The 14,486-nt window shown below is 69.6% G+C and carries 12 protein-coding genes; 4 read left to right on the plus strand and 8 right to left on the minus strand.

The annotated features are described in order from the left end of the window. Window positions 1–301: nuclear transport factor 2 family protein (locus C7C45_RS23825; protein WP_146247394.1), on the plus strand; the 301-nt coding region annotated here is incomplete at its 5' end. Between the two features lie 290 nt (window positions 302–591). Here the strand turns inward: C7C45_RS23825 and C7C45_RS23830 are convergent. Beyond that, window positions 592–1,023: a hypothetical protein gene (locus C7C45_RS23830; protein ID WP_146247395.1), complete on the minus strand. Its 432-nt coding sequence runs from the start codon at window positions 1,021–1,023 to the stop codon at window positions 592–594. A 341-nt stretch (window positions 1,024–1,364) separates the two neighbouring features. Further along, window positions 1,365–1,625: a hypothetical protein gene (locus C7C45_RS23840; protein WP_208641288.1), complete on the minus strand. Its 261-nt coding sequence runs from the start codon at window positions 1,623–1,625 to the stop codon at window positions 1,365–1,367. Window positions 1,626–1,914: 289 nt separating this feature from the next. On the opposite strand from C7C45_RS23840, the gene C7C45_RS23845 reads away from it, so the two are divergent. Both C7C45_RS23845 and C7C45_RS23850 read left to right on the plus strand, forming a co-directional pair. Then, on the plus strand, window positions 1,915–2,556 hold the full coding sequence (locus tag C7C45_RS23845; RefSeq protein WP_110565939.1) for an ABC transporter ATP-binding protein: 642 nt from the start codon (window positions 1,915–1,917) through the stop codon (window positions 2,554–2,556). Then, a complete protein-coding gene (locus C7C45_RS23850; RefSeq protein ID WP_110565940.1) occupies window positions 2,553–4,061 on the plus strand; it encodes a DUF6297 family protein in 1,509 nt (502 codons plus the stop codon). Before C7C45_RS23845 ends, C7C45_RS23850 begins: the two co-directional genes overlap by 4 nt. A gap of 261 nt (window positions 4,062–4,322) precedes the next feature. On the opposite strand, the gene C7C45_RS23855 is transcribed toward C7C45_RS23850, so the two are convergent. Together C7C45_RS23855 and C7C45_RS23860 are read right to left on the minus strand one after the other, a co-directional pair. Then, on the minus strand, window positions 4,323–6,593 hold the full coding sequence (locus C7C45_RS23855) for a glycoside hydrolase family 44 protein (RefSeq protein ID WP_110565980.1): 2,271 nt from the start codon (window positions 6,591–6,593) through the stop codon (window positions 4,323–4,325). Window positions 6,594–6,722: 129 nt separating this feature from the next. After that, a complete protein-coding gene (locus C7C45_RS23860) occupies window positions 6,723–8,996 on the minus strand; it encodes a HelD family protein (RefSeq protein ID WP_244200531.1) in 2,274 nt (757 codons plus the stop codon). A 449-nt stretch (window positions 8,997–9,445) separates the two neighbouring features. Between C7C45_RS23860 and C7C45_RS23865 the strand changes: the two genes are divergently transcribed. Then, window positions 9,446–10,285, plus strand: coding sequence for a ferritin-like domain-containing protein (locus tag C7C45_RS23865; RefSeq protein ID WP_208641289.1), 840 nt, complete (start codon window positions 9,446–9,448; stop codon window positions 10,283–10,285). Between the two features lie 390 nt (window positions 10,286–10,675). Here the strand turns inward: C7C45_RS23865 and C7C45_RS23875 are convergent, their stop codons facing one another. The 4 genes from C7C45_RS23875 to C7C45_RS23890 are packed head-to-tail and all read right to left on the minus strand — an operon-like array spanning window position 10,676 to window position 14,443. Then, window positions 10,676–11,356 carry a cytidylate kinase family protein gene (locus tag C7C45_RS23875; RefSeq protein WP_110565941.1) on the minus strand — a complete coding sequence of 227 codons (681 nt, stop codon included), beginning with the start codon at window positions 11,354–11,356 and terminating at the stop codon, window positions 10,676–10,678. 44 nt (window positions 11,357–11,400) lie between these two features. After that, entirely contained in the window at window positions 11,401–12,699 is a 1,299-nt protein-coding gene (locus tag C7C45_RS23880; protein ID WP_110565942.1) for an MFS transporter, read from the minus strand. Window positions 12,700–12,745: 46 nt separating this feature from the next. Next, the gene (locus C7C45_RS23885) at window positions 12,746–13,270 is read right to left on the minus strand and encodes a hypothetical protein (RefSeq protein ID WP_110565943.1); all 525 of its coding nucleotides are present in this window, start codon (window positions 13,268–13,270) and stop codon (window positions 12,746–12,748) included. Between the two features lie 48 nt (window positions 13,271–13,318). Then, complete coding sequence (locus tag C7C45_RS23890) at window positions 13,319–14,443, minus strand: FAD-dependent oxidoreductase (protein ID WP_110565944.1); 1,125 nt, start codon at window positions 14,441–14,443, stop codon at window positions 13,319–13,321. Window positions 14,444–14,486: the final 43 nt, after the last annotated feature.

Below are 14,486 nucleotides of genomic sequence, written 5' to 3' on the forward strand. Positions count from 1 at the left end.
CCACTCCCGTGGACGCAACCCCGCCCGAGACATCTTCGCCAGCACCTTCTACAGCCATCCGTTGAAGGCCAGCGGCTGGGAGTGCGTGCAGCGGGCCTGGCAGCGTATGTGGGACCAACATCCCGCCCTGAAGGTAACCCTCAAAGACCTGGTCGCGGACAACCAACGTGTGGCAACTCGGACCGAGATGGTCGGCTTCGCCGATGGCTCGACGGCAACGATGCTGGAGATGTTCACCTTCGAGAACGATCGCATCGTGGAGCTGTGGGGCCTCTCAGACAAGCCGCAGACGACGTCTTAGACCCGCTCGCCACACCTTACGCTCGGCATGGGTGACCAGCTGGGTGACGACGGGCGCGAGCGACGCCGGACGTCCGTGGACTCCTGCGGACTGTTCGCCCCTGCTGCTGGTGCAGCGCAGAGCCGGCTGGTGGTTCCTTTACACCGAGGGCGCCCGGTAGCTCCACTTCGGTCCCGACGGACAACGGTTGAGTCATTGGCAAGCAGCGCAGGCAGCAGGCCCGAATTTCGACTGGCGGGTTCCGGAGCGATGCCGGCTGCAATCGGTGGGGTCGGTCGTCGAGTACCGCGTCAGGAGGGTGCGGCGGTCGGAGTCGACGCCGGGTCGTAGTTGGCGTCGGATCGGAATAAGACAACGCCGCTCGCCGAGTCCAGCAAGTATGAAACTGACACGGCCGAACCTTCCTCGCCGTCGCTCCAATCGAGGCCGGTCCCGCCGCGCCACTCCGGTTCGGCGGGCAGCCAGGACGACAGCCGCGGGTGTGGCGCGACATCGTCGGGGATGTCCACGTCCAAGGCTGTCGTCAATTCGGTCAGCCTGGCAACGTCCGTCGGCGCAACCCGGACCGCGCCCTCACGCACCAGGAAGAGGTCGCCAACGTTGAAGTCGCAGCGGCTGTTCTCTGTCCACTCCCACCAGTGGAGCTCCAGGATTCGACCCAGCGGCTGCAGCTCCGGCTCGATCGGCGCGGTCTCGGTGTGCACGGATGCGTCGACCGTCACTTCCGGCTCCGCGCAGCTGAACGGCAGAGAACAGCCACCCTGGGACATCGATAGTGCGACCAGGGCAAGAGTGCCCACCACACGGCGCCTCACATCACTACCCGGACGAGCATTGTGGGTAGCCAGGCGGCTCTTATCCGTGGCCTCGGTGGTTGGTTGCTGTCGGCGTTCACCGCCAGCAACACGATGACCCAGTCGAACATCACCCGAGCACGGGCCGCCAAGTCGCGGCGCCCGAGGGTGAACGTACCGGGATGGACCGTCGACGATCCGTGTGCCGGCAGCACTCCACGTTTTGCCGTAGCCGTCACCGCGACTCCAACCGCATGGCCACGATCATGTCAGGCCGCGACAATAGAATCGATCTGGCTGAGCACGCACACGAAACTGATACTCATCGCCGGTGTCCGCGCCGGAACGCTCGCCGCCGAGACGAGGAGTACGTCCTGGAACGCCCACCGGCGCAGATGCACAAGCGTGCCGGGGATGCTGAACAGCTCGAAGAACCCGAGCCCACGAGCCCAGATGTCCACCGACGCCGCCAGATCGCTCGTGGGAATCGTCGCGAACGCCGGCATTCCATAGATGCCCCGGAGAGTCAAGCCGGGTTCGTGAACATTGCCCTACCCGGACGATGCGACCGGCATTGTGGCCAGCTACAGCTAGGACCCTGTGGAGGTCCAGGCACCAGCACCGCCAGGTCTAGTGGCGGTCCTCGGTAAGGCGCACGGCAGTCACGAACGCCTGCGCGCCAACAGGTGCCCATGAGCACGCCCGAGAGGATGATGACCAGACTGGCGGTGCGGCGGACGATGCGAGGCAGGCAGCGGACACTACAACTTCGACGCCAGCAGTCAGGGGCTTCACGTCGAGCCTGGATGGAGAACCGATTTGGCCATCAGCATCGCCGGGCTCACCCTGGGATACGGTGACCACATCGTGCTGGCCGGCTTCTCGCTCGAGGTCCGGCCGGGGGAGGCGGTGGCCCTGCGCGGTCCCAACGGCGCGGGAAAATCCACTCTGCTGCGGTGCGTGGCCGGCCTGCACGCACCGCGTGAGGGGACCGTGACGGTGGCCGGTTCCCCGGTGGACGAGCGGGCCGTGGGGTTTCGACGTGCCGTGGTGGCGATGCTCGACGACGTCGCCTGGTATCCGTCGTTGACCGTCCGTGAGCATGTCGATCTGGTTCAGATGCTCAACCGGCCGCTGGCCGATTCCTGGTGGGATCCGCCGGACCTGCTGGAGCTGCTCGCCTTGGATACCGTCGCCGACGACTCCCCGGCGCGGCTTTCCTCGGGCCAGCGGCAGCGTCTGACGCTGGCCATGGCCTTTGCGCGCCCCAGCCGGGTCCTTCTGCTGGACGAGCCGGAACGCCACCTGGACACGGCGGGTCGGCAGATCGTGATCGACCTTCTCCGGATCTATCTCGGTCGGAACGGTGCGGCTCTGCTCGCCACGCACGACCCGGACCTCGCCGAGGCCTGCCGCGTCGTCGAGGTCACCGCCTCCAAGCGTGCTCGGGAAACGGGGTGAGCGCGGCACCGGCGGTTCCGCTCTCCGCGCGTGCGGTTCGGCGGTGGCTGCGGACCAGGCAGGTGCGTCAGGCCCGGGAGCAGTGGAGCTCCGACGGGCTCTACACGGTCGGGCTGGCGGTCGTCTTCCTTCTCGTCACGATCGGGGCGGCGGTACGCGGCTATCTGCTGCACGCCGACGAGACCGGCCCGGCAACCACCGGGGCTGTCCTGGCCGTGGCCCTGGGCAGTGTCGCGGTGCTGCTCGCGGCCGCGGCGGTGGCGGGGCCGCTCGGAGCCGGGGCCGCCGCGCTCAGCTGGCTCGCCACCAGCCCGATGCGGCGCGCCGAGATGCTCCGCCCTCGTTTCGTCGCCGTGCTCGGCGCCGGCCTCGTCGGCGGGCTGCCGATGGCCGTCCTCGCGGCCCGGCCGGTGATCGTCGCTCCGGCGCTCGCCCTTGGCGTGGCGACAGCTGCCGCGGCGGTGCTGGTGCAGACCTCGGTCCGTGATCCGGCTCGGGTGCTGAGGATGTCGGCGGCGGTCTGCGGAGTCGCTGCGGTCGCGGTCGGCCTGCTCGGCGTGGCCCCGGCGGTGACTCTTCCTGCCGTACCGGTCGCGGTGATCGCCGTACTGATCGCCGGGGTGTTGGCATTCCTCGCCGCGCGGCAGCTCGACGCGGTGCGGACAGCTACCCTGCGGGCCGCGGCATCATCAGTTCTCGCGGTGACCGGCGGCGTCGCCGCGGCGGATCCCGGGTTGCTGTCCCGGGTGTCCGAGGACCACCGCTGGCAGCGGCACCGGCTACGCGGACGGTTCCGGCTGCCCGCCGGCCCCAGCGCGATTCCGGCCCACGACGTGATCACACTGCTGCGCATGCCGTCCCGGGCCCTCCTGATCGCGGCCGTCGCGCCCGTTCCCGCCCTGATCGACGTCGCGCCCGCGATCCGGGCCATGCTCTGGCTCGCGTGTGGCCTGTTCGCCGTAGCCCAGGTCACCGGCAATGTCCGCTACGACGCCGACCGTTCCGGACTGGGCCGGCTGCTCGGCCGCACCGACGGTGCACTGCTGCGTCTGCGCGCCGTCGTACCAGTGGGCGTCGCGGTGATCTGGGGCGCCGCCTCGGTGGCGGTGGTGGTCTGGCACATGGGTGGGGAACCGGCGTGGGGCGCAGCGCTAGGCGCGGCGACGGGCCCGGCGCTCGCGGCGGGGGCGCTCCGGTCCGGGCGTCGATCACTCGTCCGCCATGACTACCCTCTGATCGTCACGCCCCAGGGCGTCGTGCCGAGCGGGCCGCTGCTCTGGGTCGCTCAGGCTTTTGACGTAGCGCTGATCGGCACGATCCCGGCCCTGGCCGGGATCGCCGCTGACGACTTCGGGGGTGTCGCGGTGGCCATCCAGGCGGTTCTGTCCGTCGCCACGCTGACCGCGTTCCTCAGCGCATCCGCGACGCACCGAGCCCGCGGACGTCTCGGTCGCTCCACCCGAGCGGCCGTCACAAGAGCGGTAACCGTGATCTGGCGACTCTGAGCCACCGACGATGTTGCGCCCCACAGACCGAGCCCACCGCAGCAGCGCGACGGTGGGATACCAGGATCGGCGGGAACCGGGTCCGGGTACGGCGGTGGTCCGGCGTGGCATCGCAGCGTGATCGCAGCGGATGTAGGAGAGGCCGGAGGGGTGTGGCTCGGCGATGGCGGTTCAGCAATCTGAACCTCGTCCAGATCCGATCGCACATGCCGCTGACCCCTCCGGCCTGCTCCGCTTGAGTGGGAGTAGGGATCTCTCAGATCACCCGCAGCGTTGACCGTTGAGGTTGAAGGCGGTTGGCGCCGGATTGGTGCCGCTCCACGTGCCGTTGAAGCCGGTGCTGGTGGACGCGCCGGGGGCGAGTTTGCCGTTCCAACTCATGCTGTCCGCGGTGACGCTCGTTCCGTTCTGTTTCCAGGTGGCCGACCAGCCCTGGCCGACCTTCTGGCCGGTGGTGGGGAAGTCGAAGGTGAGTTTCCAGCCGTCGATCGCGGTGGTGCCGGTGTTCTTGATGGTCACGCTCGCGGTGAAGCCGCCCGGCCAACTGGTCGCCGTGTAGGCGACCGTGCAGCCGACGGTCGGTGCGGTGGGCGCGGTCCGCACGGTCAGGCCGGGCGAGGCCGCCGAGACGTTGCCCGCCGCGTCGCGGGCGGTCACCACGAAGGTGTACGGGGTGTCCGGCGTCAGCCCGGTCACGGTGTACGTGGTGCCGGTGGCGCTGCCCACCTTCACGGTGCCGGTGGTGTCGACCCGGTGCACGTCGTAGCCGGTGACGGCGGTGTCATCGGTGGACGGCGTCCAGGCCAGCGCGACGCTGTCGCCGGTGATCGTGCCGGCGGTCGGCTTGCCCGGGGCGGTCGGCGCCTGGGTGTCGCCGGGCGTGGTGCCGCGCGGCAGCACCAGGTGGGTGATCGAGTTGGCCGGGAAGGTGGCCGTGAAGCCGCCGGCGGTCACCGGCTGGTCGGCCTCCCGGACGACGCCGGCGAGGTTCGCCCCGCTGTAGCGGTAGACCTGAGCGGTACTGGCGGAGACGCCGGTGAGGGCGACCGGGCTGGTCAGGTCGTCGCTGGTCTTGTTGACGACGACCAGGGTGAGCGCCTTGTCGGCGCTCCGCTCGGCGGCGTACACGGCCAGCTTGCCCTGGTCGGCGCTGGTCGCCTGGACGGAGGTGTCGCCGAACGCGCCGCCCTTGCCGTCGTAGTTGCGGTAGACGCGGAAGGCGTTGGCCACCGGCTGGTCGGCCGTGGGTGCGGTCCAGAGGGTGGCCAGGTCGAGCCCTTCGCGACCGAAGATGCCGAGAACGTCAGCCTGGGCGAGCGCGCCGTTGAGCGACCCGTATGCGCCCCAGTTGTACTCGGTCATCGCGATCTTCGTGCCCGGGTAGTGCTTGTCGACCAGCTCGCGCAGGCGCGGGATGTACCGGACCGGACTGTTGATCCAGCTCTCGTCCACGTAGGTCGGATCCCAGAGCTGGCGGGTCGAGCGCAGTCGCAGCGCCTGGGTGTTGGCGTCGCCGGCCGCCTCGCCCAACACGCCGGCCTGCTGCGGGTAGAGGTGGACGTCGAAGTAGTCGAGGATGCGTGTGCCGTGCTGCTGCTCGTACTCGCGCATCCGGTCCAGGTACCACGGGCCGAGGTCCTGGCCGCCGTGCGCGGCCTTGTCCGGCGGATTCGACCAGCAGCCGGTACGCGAGCAGGTGTCCTGGTCGAGGCCCGAATAGATGATCGAGTTCAGGCCCCAGCCGACGGGACCGAGTGTCTTCGCGCCGGGGTCGGCAGCCTTGATCGCGGCGGCGTACTCGTAGGTGCGGTCGCGTAGCTCGTCGTAGCCCAGCCCGGTCGGGCGGACGTCGCGGTGGGTGGAATGCCACAGGTCCGGCTCGTTGTCCAGGTTGTAGAACTGGACGCCGCCGTCGGCGGCAGCGCCAAACTGCCCCTTGAGGTGGTTGACGAAGTCGGTGGCGTACTCCGGACCGACGGCGACGCTGGTGTCCTCCGGATCGTTGCCGGTGATCGGTGACCCGTCCGGCTTGATGCCGTTGCCACAGTCTGGTGCCCAGGTGTCGGTGGACTGCTGTGGGCCGTACTTGGCGACGCTGAAGCCACACGTCCGCGACCGGTCCTTGGCGATCCAGCCGAGCATCGGCATCGTCATGACCGTGGCAGCGCCGGTGGCCTTGTTCTGCTGCACGAACCGGTCGGTCTCCGAGCCCTTCGGGAGGTCGGCCGGGCTCGTGTTGTCGTTGGGGATGTTCTCGAAGTACCAGTCCGACGCGCGGTTGGTGGTGTCGGCACGGAAGTTGTAGCGGGTGGTGGCGTTGCCGCCGTAGCGGTGCACCGGCAGCCGCAGGTCGCGGGCGAGGGCCTCATCGGCGAAGTTCATGCCATAGACGTACGGGCTGATCTGGTGCCGGGCGGCGGTGGTGTCCACGGCCAGCGCCGGGCCGGCCGCGGCCAGGGCGGGCTCCGGCAGGGCCAGACCACCGAGGGCCGTGGCGAGCACGACCGGAAGTAGAGCTGTGGTGGGACGCACGAGCATTCCTCTCCGATAGAAGCTCGACGATGGGAGCGCTTCCACAGCGTTGCGCTTTCCTGGCTCCGAGTCAACGCCGGAAGACTCATTGCGGACCACGTCGATTCGATCGCGTGTGGCAACGATCTGTCAGTCGCGCAAGGCGGCGGGCAGGGCCTTCTGGTGCAGGATGACCAAACCCGCGACGGCTCGGGTAAGCGCGACGTACAGCCGGTTCAGGCCACGAGGTTCGGCGGCCACGATGTCGGCTGGTTCCACGACGATGACATGGTCGTACTCCAGGCCCTTGACCAGACTCGCTGGCACGACGGCGACGTCGACCAACGGGGCGAGTTCTTCCGCGGCGCTGTCGGTGGCGATGACAGCGATGCTCGTCTCGCCCGGCGTCTGCCGGACCGCTTCCTGAACCGCGGCGTGCATATCGTCGACCTGCCGCACGGACAACGTACCGCCAGACCGATACGAGCGCGTCGGCGCGATTCCGGGCGCGAGGACCCGCGTCGCGTAGTCCGCGATGGCCTTGGGCAGTCGGTATCCGGTGGGCAGTTCCAGGGTGCGGGCCTCGCGCTTGCCCAGCCGGTTGAGCAACTGCGGCCACGAACCAGCTGCCAGCGGATGCGTCGCCTGCCCGAAATCGCCGACGACGGTCATCGAGGCGAACTCGGCGCGGCGTGCGATCATTCGACCCTCCATGGGTGACAGATCCTGGGCCTCGTCGAGAATCACATGTAGGTATGGCTCCTCGGCCGGTGAATCGTCGTCGGCTTCCTCGACCGGCAGCGGCTCGGCCAGCACGGGCACGTAACCCTCCTCGCCGTGAGGGTCGAAGCCGTCGGCCCAACTGATCACCCGGTGTCCTTCCCGGAGGATGACAGTTTCGGCCCAGCGCTGAGCGGCGGCGATCGCGTCGTTGTCGATCGTTGGTCCCGCGAGGGCGATCGGGGTCGGATGTCCGGGCGCGTACAGCTCCCACCCGTCGCGCAGACCGCAGCTGAGGACGAAGGTGGCCACCCGCCGGGTGCCAGAGGTCAACTCGCGCAGTCGCCACTCGGGCTCGGGTGCCTTCGGGGCCGCGGGCAGTTCGCCGAGCAGCTCGGCCAGTTCGTCGAGCAGCGGCACGTCGTCCACGGACCAGTCGGGCCGACCGTGATACGAGCCGGCCAGCACTTCGGCCGCCCGAGCGTCGAGGCCGACCACCCGTGCGGTCTCGGCGAGCCACGACAGCACCTTTGTCGGGGTCAACGCGGGCCACCACGCCTGCAGGAATCGATGGAACTCGCCGCGGTCAGCGACATCGTCGGCGAACAGGTGCCTGTCGAAATGCGGACCGTCCGTCTTGGTCCACAGTGTGTCCAGGAGGACCGCGGCGGCAGCCGGGCGTGCGGCGTTTGGCATGGTGCCGGTTGCTTCGCACTTGTCGCGTACCCGACGGCGCGCCTTTGCCAGGTCGTCCACGTCGAGTGTGAGTACCTGCCCGGCATATACGAGTCGCAGCCGATCCGGCGCAGTTGGGGGCGCCTGCCACATCAGCTCGACCAGTACCTGCCGCATGCTGTCGCGACCCTTGATCTGAGCGACCTCCGGCGAGTCGCGGCGGGTCGCGGTCACCCCCTCGACCAGTTCGCCGAGCGCGCGCAGGTGCACGCTGTCCTCACCGAGCGAGGGAAGGACCCTGCTGATGTAGTCGGTGAACACGTTCGAGGGGCCAACCACCAGGATGCGCCCGCCAGTGAACCGGGTCCGATCGGTGTAGAGCAGGTATGCCGCCCGATGCAGCGCGACCTGGGTCTTGCCGGTCCCCGGCCCTCCGGTGATGACGGTGACGCCCCGCGCCGGCGCCCGAATGGCCGCGTCTTGTTCGCGTTGAATGGTCGTGACGATGTCGCGCATGTGGGGACCACGAGAACGACGGAGCGCGGCCAGCAGCGCCCCCTCACCGAGCACGCGCAAGTCGCCGACGTGGTCAGGAGACAGCACGTCGTCGTCGAGGGCCACGACCTTCGGGCCCCGGCAGATGATGACCCGGCGACGCACCACGCCGAGCGGGTCTCCGGAGGTGGCCCGGTAGAAGGGCTCGGCGGCAGGCGCCCGCCAGTCGACCAGGAGTGGTTCCTGATTGTCACGCACGCCCAGCCGCCCGATGTGGTACGTCTCGCCGTCATCGAAGTCAAGCCGGCCGAACACCAGGCCTTCCGCTTCGGCGTCCAGCGCCCGCAACTGCGCGGCCGCGCGGTGGACCAACGCGTCGCGCTCCACCAAACCGGCGATCGAGCTGGCCCTCGCCCTTCGGTGCCCCTCGCTGGCAAGCGCGTTCGCCTGCGCTCGCATTCCTTCGAGCTGCTCGTACACCCGGTCGACGACCTGCTGCTCGGCGGCGATTTCCTGCGTTCTGACGTCGGGCACAGTGCTCCCCGGGTGAGTACGAGCGTGGGTCCCGAAGAGAATATGCACAGGTCAGGGGATAGAAATCATCACTCGAGGTGATTCGGCCGAGCGGGTTCATTGGTACAATTAGGATGGCAGCAGGGGTGACGTTCTAACGCCGGCGCCCATCTCAACAGCCCACGCATCGATGTCGGGCATCAGATGAAGGCACCCTTAGCGGCAGGCTGCGCGGGGCGGAGGCCGTCGCCCCGGTGGCCCAGGGCCGACGTCCGAAAACCCTGGCGACGTTGATCCGGCACTGCGCGCGTCCGCCGTACCGGCTCCCTGACCGGCGGCACGCGGTCCGGCCCGTTGGTCAACCTCGAACATCGGACGGAGCCCTCGGCACGGCTGTGGAGGTTTGGTGTAGGCCGTTCTCCCGGCGCGAGCCGGCCGGCAGACTGGCAGCCGGTGACAGGAGGATGGCCGTGGACTTCGCGTATTGGGTACGGCGGTTCGAGGAGGCGGAAGCCGATCGGGCCCGTACACCAGAACCGGCGTGGGGTAGCGGCGGACCTCTGCCGGTGGCCCTGGTCGCGAGCCTGCAACGTTTCCAGACCGGTGAGGACGGCGACGGCGCCAGTCTCCTCGGCAAGAGCGCCCGGGCTGGTGACGCGCATTACCTGGCCGCGGTGCGGATGTTCGTGGCCGAGGAGCAGCGCCATGCCAGGCTGCTGGAGCGGGTGCTGGCCGAGGCAGGAGCCACGACCATCGCCGGCCATTGGACCGACAGCGTGTTCGTCTTCGTGCGTCGGGCGTTCGGTCTGCGACTGGAGCTGATGACGTTGATGGTGGCCGAGGTGGTCGCGTTGCGGTACTACCGGGCACTGCGGGACGGCGCGCCGCATTCGTTGCTGCGCGATGTGGCAGCACGGATCCTCAACGACGAAGAGCGGCACGTGCCGTTCCACGTCGCGCGTCTACGGCAGGGACTCGGACGGCTGCCCTGGGCCGTGCGGGTCGTGGTGGCGAGCGCGTGGTGGGTGCTGATGCTGGGCGCGACGCTGGTGGTTGCAGTCGGTCACGCTGGCGCGCTCCGCTGGCTCGCGCTGTCGCCGGTGCAGTTCACCGCCGACGTGGCGCTGCTGTTCCGACCAGTCGTCAGGGCAGTACTCGGGCCCGCAGGTCATTCTCGCCCGTCGGGTGCTGTGTCCAAGGCGGGTGGTATCGGCCCACATACTCACGAGCGCGTGGGAGCGGGTCACGCCAGTACTGGTCTGGCCTGCGGTGGTGGTGCTCCGCACAGAACTGAGCGAGATCGACGGTGATCCGGACGCGTTCCAGCGGGTGCCCCTCGAAGTCCGCGTTGACAGCCAGCAACTGCGGCTCCGGATTCCAACCGGAATGGTCGAACGCCCAGCCATTCCAGAGCGCGTAGGCATGGAAGACCTGTAGCTCGGCCGCCGGGCGAACCGCCACCACCTCGATCGATCGTTCCGGGTACAACTCTCGACAGGTCCAGGCGAGGATGTGACAGGCACCGGCAGCGAAGAAGGCCTGGTCCGTCCGCTCCCAGGCGACGCGCTGATCTGACCGCTCGATCGCTGTCCGACGAAAGGCTCCCGCTGCCTCTGCTGCCACCACACGTACGTTAGTGGGCGGGCCGGACGCGTCGGCTCATGGCCGCGGATCGCGCGGCTCGGCCAGATCGGTCGTCTCTACCCACGGTGTGTGTGGGTCTCCCAGACGGGATGCTGGGGCTCGTCGTTGTGCACGATGATCTCGGCGTGATCGGTGGGGCGGACGGTGGCAAAGTAGAACTGTTGGGAGGGGATGTAACGCTCGCGCCAGCGGCGTTCGACTTCGGCCCGAGATGACACCCGACCCTCGCGGATCACGGCACGACCCACGGTCTTATCCAGCGCGGTCGACACGAAGATGCGCAGGTCCCAGCGATCAATCAACTCCGGGCGCAGGAGGAAGACGCCGTCGAAGAGCAGCACCGCGTCGGCGGGGGCGGACGTGACCGCCGGGGACACCGCCGTGTCCGTGGCGTGGTCGTAGACCGCGTGTTGGAAGCGTCGATCTCCGCCTGGGCCGAGCGGATCGAGCAGAACCCGGGTCAGCGCGTCGTTGTCGTGGGTGTCGAAGTAGCAGCCTTCGGCCGAGTACTCGCCGCGCGGATAGCGCTGTGCCCGAGGGAAGAGGAAATCGTCGATCGTCGCGCGGATGACGTCGCGGCCCTGTCTGCGCAGAACGTCGGCCAGCTCGTCGGCCAGGGTGGTCTTGCCTGCGGCGGGTGGTCCGTCGATGGCGACCCGGGTCGGGTGCGTGACGGTGACGGACCCGACTGCCTCAGCCAGACGGCCGATCATCTCGTCGCGGGTGCCCTGGTCCATGTCCTGCCCGTCCTGGTCCTGAAGGCCGCCGTGTCGAGCCGACCCTATGCGCCAGCCTCTCGCGCCAGCCACTCCCCGAACGCACTCTGCCTGTCGTGAGATGGCGATGCCGTCCGGGCGGGTGTGACCTGCCGCATGGCCGCGGTGTTGGCGGGGGGACGGGCGACGGTCGACGCTGGCCGGGTGGCGCGGCCCCACCGCGCGTCCACGGCGAGCAGCGTGAGGGCGGCCAGTGTCAGCAGTCCGCCGACGAGTGCCAGCGGGCGTGCCCCCGAGGTGGACAGGAGGGCGCCGCCGAGCAGTGACCCGCCGGCAATGCCGGCGTTGAAGGCGGTGCTGACGCCGGCCGACGCGATGTCGGTGCTGCCCGGGGCCAGTTGCAGCATCCGGTTCTGCACGGCGCAGCCGAACGCCGCGTAGGCGAGACCGATCCCGGCGATGAATGCGACCGCGCCGGGCCGGAGTGCGCCGAGCGCGTACATGCCGCACAGCGCGGCGGTGCCGATGCTCAGCGGCGTCAGCAGGGAGGCGATCGGCCGGGTGTCCAGGGTCCGGGCGGCAGCCAGGGTGCCGACGACGCCGGCGGTGCCGGCGACGAACAGCAGCGGCGCGAGGACCGCGTCGGCGAAGCCGCTGACGTCGAGCAGGAACGGTGTGATGTAGGTCTGCAGGGTCATGAAGCCGCCGATGCCGAGGGCGGTCGCGAGCAGCAACACGGCGAAGCGTCGCCCGTCCGGCGCGGTGCCCCGGGCGCCGCCGCCGGCTGCCGGGGGATAGGAGGGGAGCAGGACGAGGACCGCGGCGGCGATCGCCAGACCGACCCCGGCCAGCACCGCGAACGCCGCGCGCCAACCGGCTTGCTGCCCGAGCCAGGTGCAGAGGGGTACGCCGAGCACCGGGGAGAGCGTCGCCCCGGCTCCGAACAGCGCCACCACCCGGCCGCGCACCGCGACCGGAAAAGGCCCGACCACGGTCGCCGTGGCGATGGACCAGAACAGCGCCTGGGCGAGGGCGGTCACGAGGCGGGAGCCGGCCAGCACGGCGTACGTCGGCGCGAGCGCGGCGATGCCGTTCGCGGCGGCGAACAGGAGCATCGTGACGCCGAGCAGGTGACGCCGGGGGATCCGCTGGGTCAGCCGGGCCAGCGGCACCGACGCCACCACGACCACGACGGCGTAACCGCTGACCAGCAGACCCACCTGAGAGCGGGACCTGTCGAGATCGGGTGCGATGTGGGTCAGCAGCCCGACGGGCAGCAGCTCGGTCGTGATGAACGCGAACGCGGCGAAGGAGAGCGCGACGAGCACGGCCTTGGCCCTTCGCGGCGACACCTCCGGCGCCATGGCCCACCCCCATTCATCGCCACCGTAATCGAGGGCACGGCGTCGGTCACTGCTTGCGGCGTAGCTCGCGCAACACGCCGTGGCGGCGCATGGCCCATGCGAGACGCCGGACGCTCGGGTGCCGCACGAACAGCACCGCCGCCCGGCGGATCAGGCCGAACCGGTTGTCGCTCACCTGGTTCTCGATCGCCTGCCAGATCAGCTCGCGCACCTTGGCGCTGTCCAGCACCGCCCGGATCTCACGGCGTACCGCGGGATCCTCGGCCGCCGACGTGATGGCGGCTACCTGACCCGGCCGGTCCGCAAGCGGCTCCACCGCCGCCGCGACGAGCGGCCGGCGCACCTCGTCCTGCTCCAGCAGCAGCAACACCGCTTCCCGAATCTCGACCGTGTCCAGGCCGGACCGCAGCAGACCCAACAGGCTGCGTTCCACCTCGCGGTCGTGGTCCGGCACGGACAGCGTGGCGAGCAGCGCGGCGACCTCGTCGAGATCGATGAGGTGTCGCAGGCCGGTGCGGAACTCCGGCAGCCCCCACGCAACCTGCAGACCCTGCACCAGATTGCGGTTCATGAGCCATCCGCTACCCGGAAGCGACAGCCGGCGAAACCCCGGCGACTGTCAGCCTGCGGTCGACGGTTCGGCGGGCTGGGGCGTGAAGAAGCGGACGATGTCGTCCGCCGCGGTCGGGGACAGCATCATCGCCTGGACTCGTGTGGACATTTCGGCGATCGGGTGGATCCTGGTGAACATCCCCTCCTCGTACGCCCGGATTGCCGACTCCGGGTCGGTGGGATTGGCGGCGAGTCGGCTGGCGAGTTCGGCGCCGTCGAGCATGGCCTGGTTGGCGCCCTCGCCGACCGGCGGCATGAGGTGCGCGGCGTCGCCGATCAAGGTGACGCCCGGCCGGGTGGCCCAGCGCGTACCGATGGGCATGGCCTCGATCAGACGCGGCCTCGGCGCGCTGTCGCCGGCCTCGATGAGTGCGGTGAGGCGCGGGTCCCAGCCACCGAAGATGTCCAGCAGCGCGCGCTTGCTGCGGTACGTGTCGATGGGGCGATTTTCCGCGCGCAGCGAGACCCCGACACGTAGGCTGCCGTCGCCAAGGCGTTGCGCTGCCAGGATCTGGTTCACGCCCACGCACCACAGGTTGCCCGGGCCGACCAGCTCGGCGAGGTCGGGGTGGCGTCGGTCGACGTCTTCGATGTGCAGCTCCACCAGGGTGGCCACATAGGACAGTCGGACGTCGGTGAGCAGCGACCGGACGACTGAGCGGGCGCCGTCCGCGCCAACGAGGATGTCGCAGGTGGTTCGGTGGCCGCCCTGGAACGTCAGGTCCCAGCCCTCTTCAGGTCGCGGGGTCGCCGCGACAAGCCGGCGATCCCGGACCACCGTGTCGTCGGGGAGGGAATCGAGCAGAAGGTCACGCAGTACGCCCCGGTCGATCTCGGGACGTCCGGAGAATGAGCCAGGTTGCGGCTCGTGGTGTACCAGGGTGCGTCCGGTCGGGTCGACGATGCGATGTTCCTCGCCCTCGGGCCGCGCCGCAGACCGGAACCGGCCGGCGAGACCCGCGTCGGCCAGGGCCTGCTGCCCCGACTCCGGGTGCAGGTCGAGTGAGCCGCCCTGCTGTCGAGCGGATCGGCTCGCCTCGCGCTCGTACACCACCGCGTCGATGCCGTGCCGATGCAGGACCCGTGCCAACGTCAGCCCGCCGAGACCGCCACCAGCGATCGCAATTCGCATACTCACCCCGTTACCGTACACTGTCTTCGTGGATACACCGTAC

This window comes from Micromonospora arborensis, assembly GCF_003205615.1.
Classification (GTDB): domain Bacteria; phylum Actinomycetota; class Actinomycetes; order Mycobacteriales; family Micromonosporaceae; genus Micromonospora; species Micromonospora arborensis.

Excerpts from the sequence above, each read along its gene's own strand:
- C7C45_RS23875 (WP_110565941.1), bottom strand. The coding sequence starts at position 11,356 with ATGGACCAGGGCACCCGCGACGAGATGATCGGCCGTCTGGCTGAGGCA.
- C7C45_RS23880 (WP_110565942.1), bottom strand. The coding sequence starts at position 12,699 with ATGGCGCCGGAGGTGTCGCCGCGAAGGGCCAAGGCCGTGCTCGTCGCG.
- C7C45_RS23885 (WP_110565943.1), bottom strand. The coding sequence starts at position 13,270 with ATGAACCGCAATCTGGTGCAGGGTCTGCAGGTTGCGTGGGGGCTGCCG.
- C7C45_RS23890 (WP_110565944.1), bottom strand. The coding sequence starts at position 14,443 with ATGCGAATTGCGATCGCTGGTGGCGGTCTCGGCGGGCTGACGTTGGCA.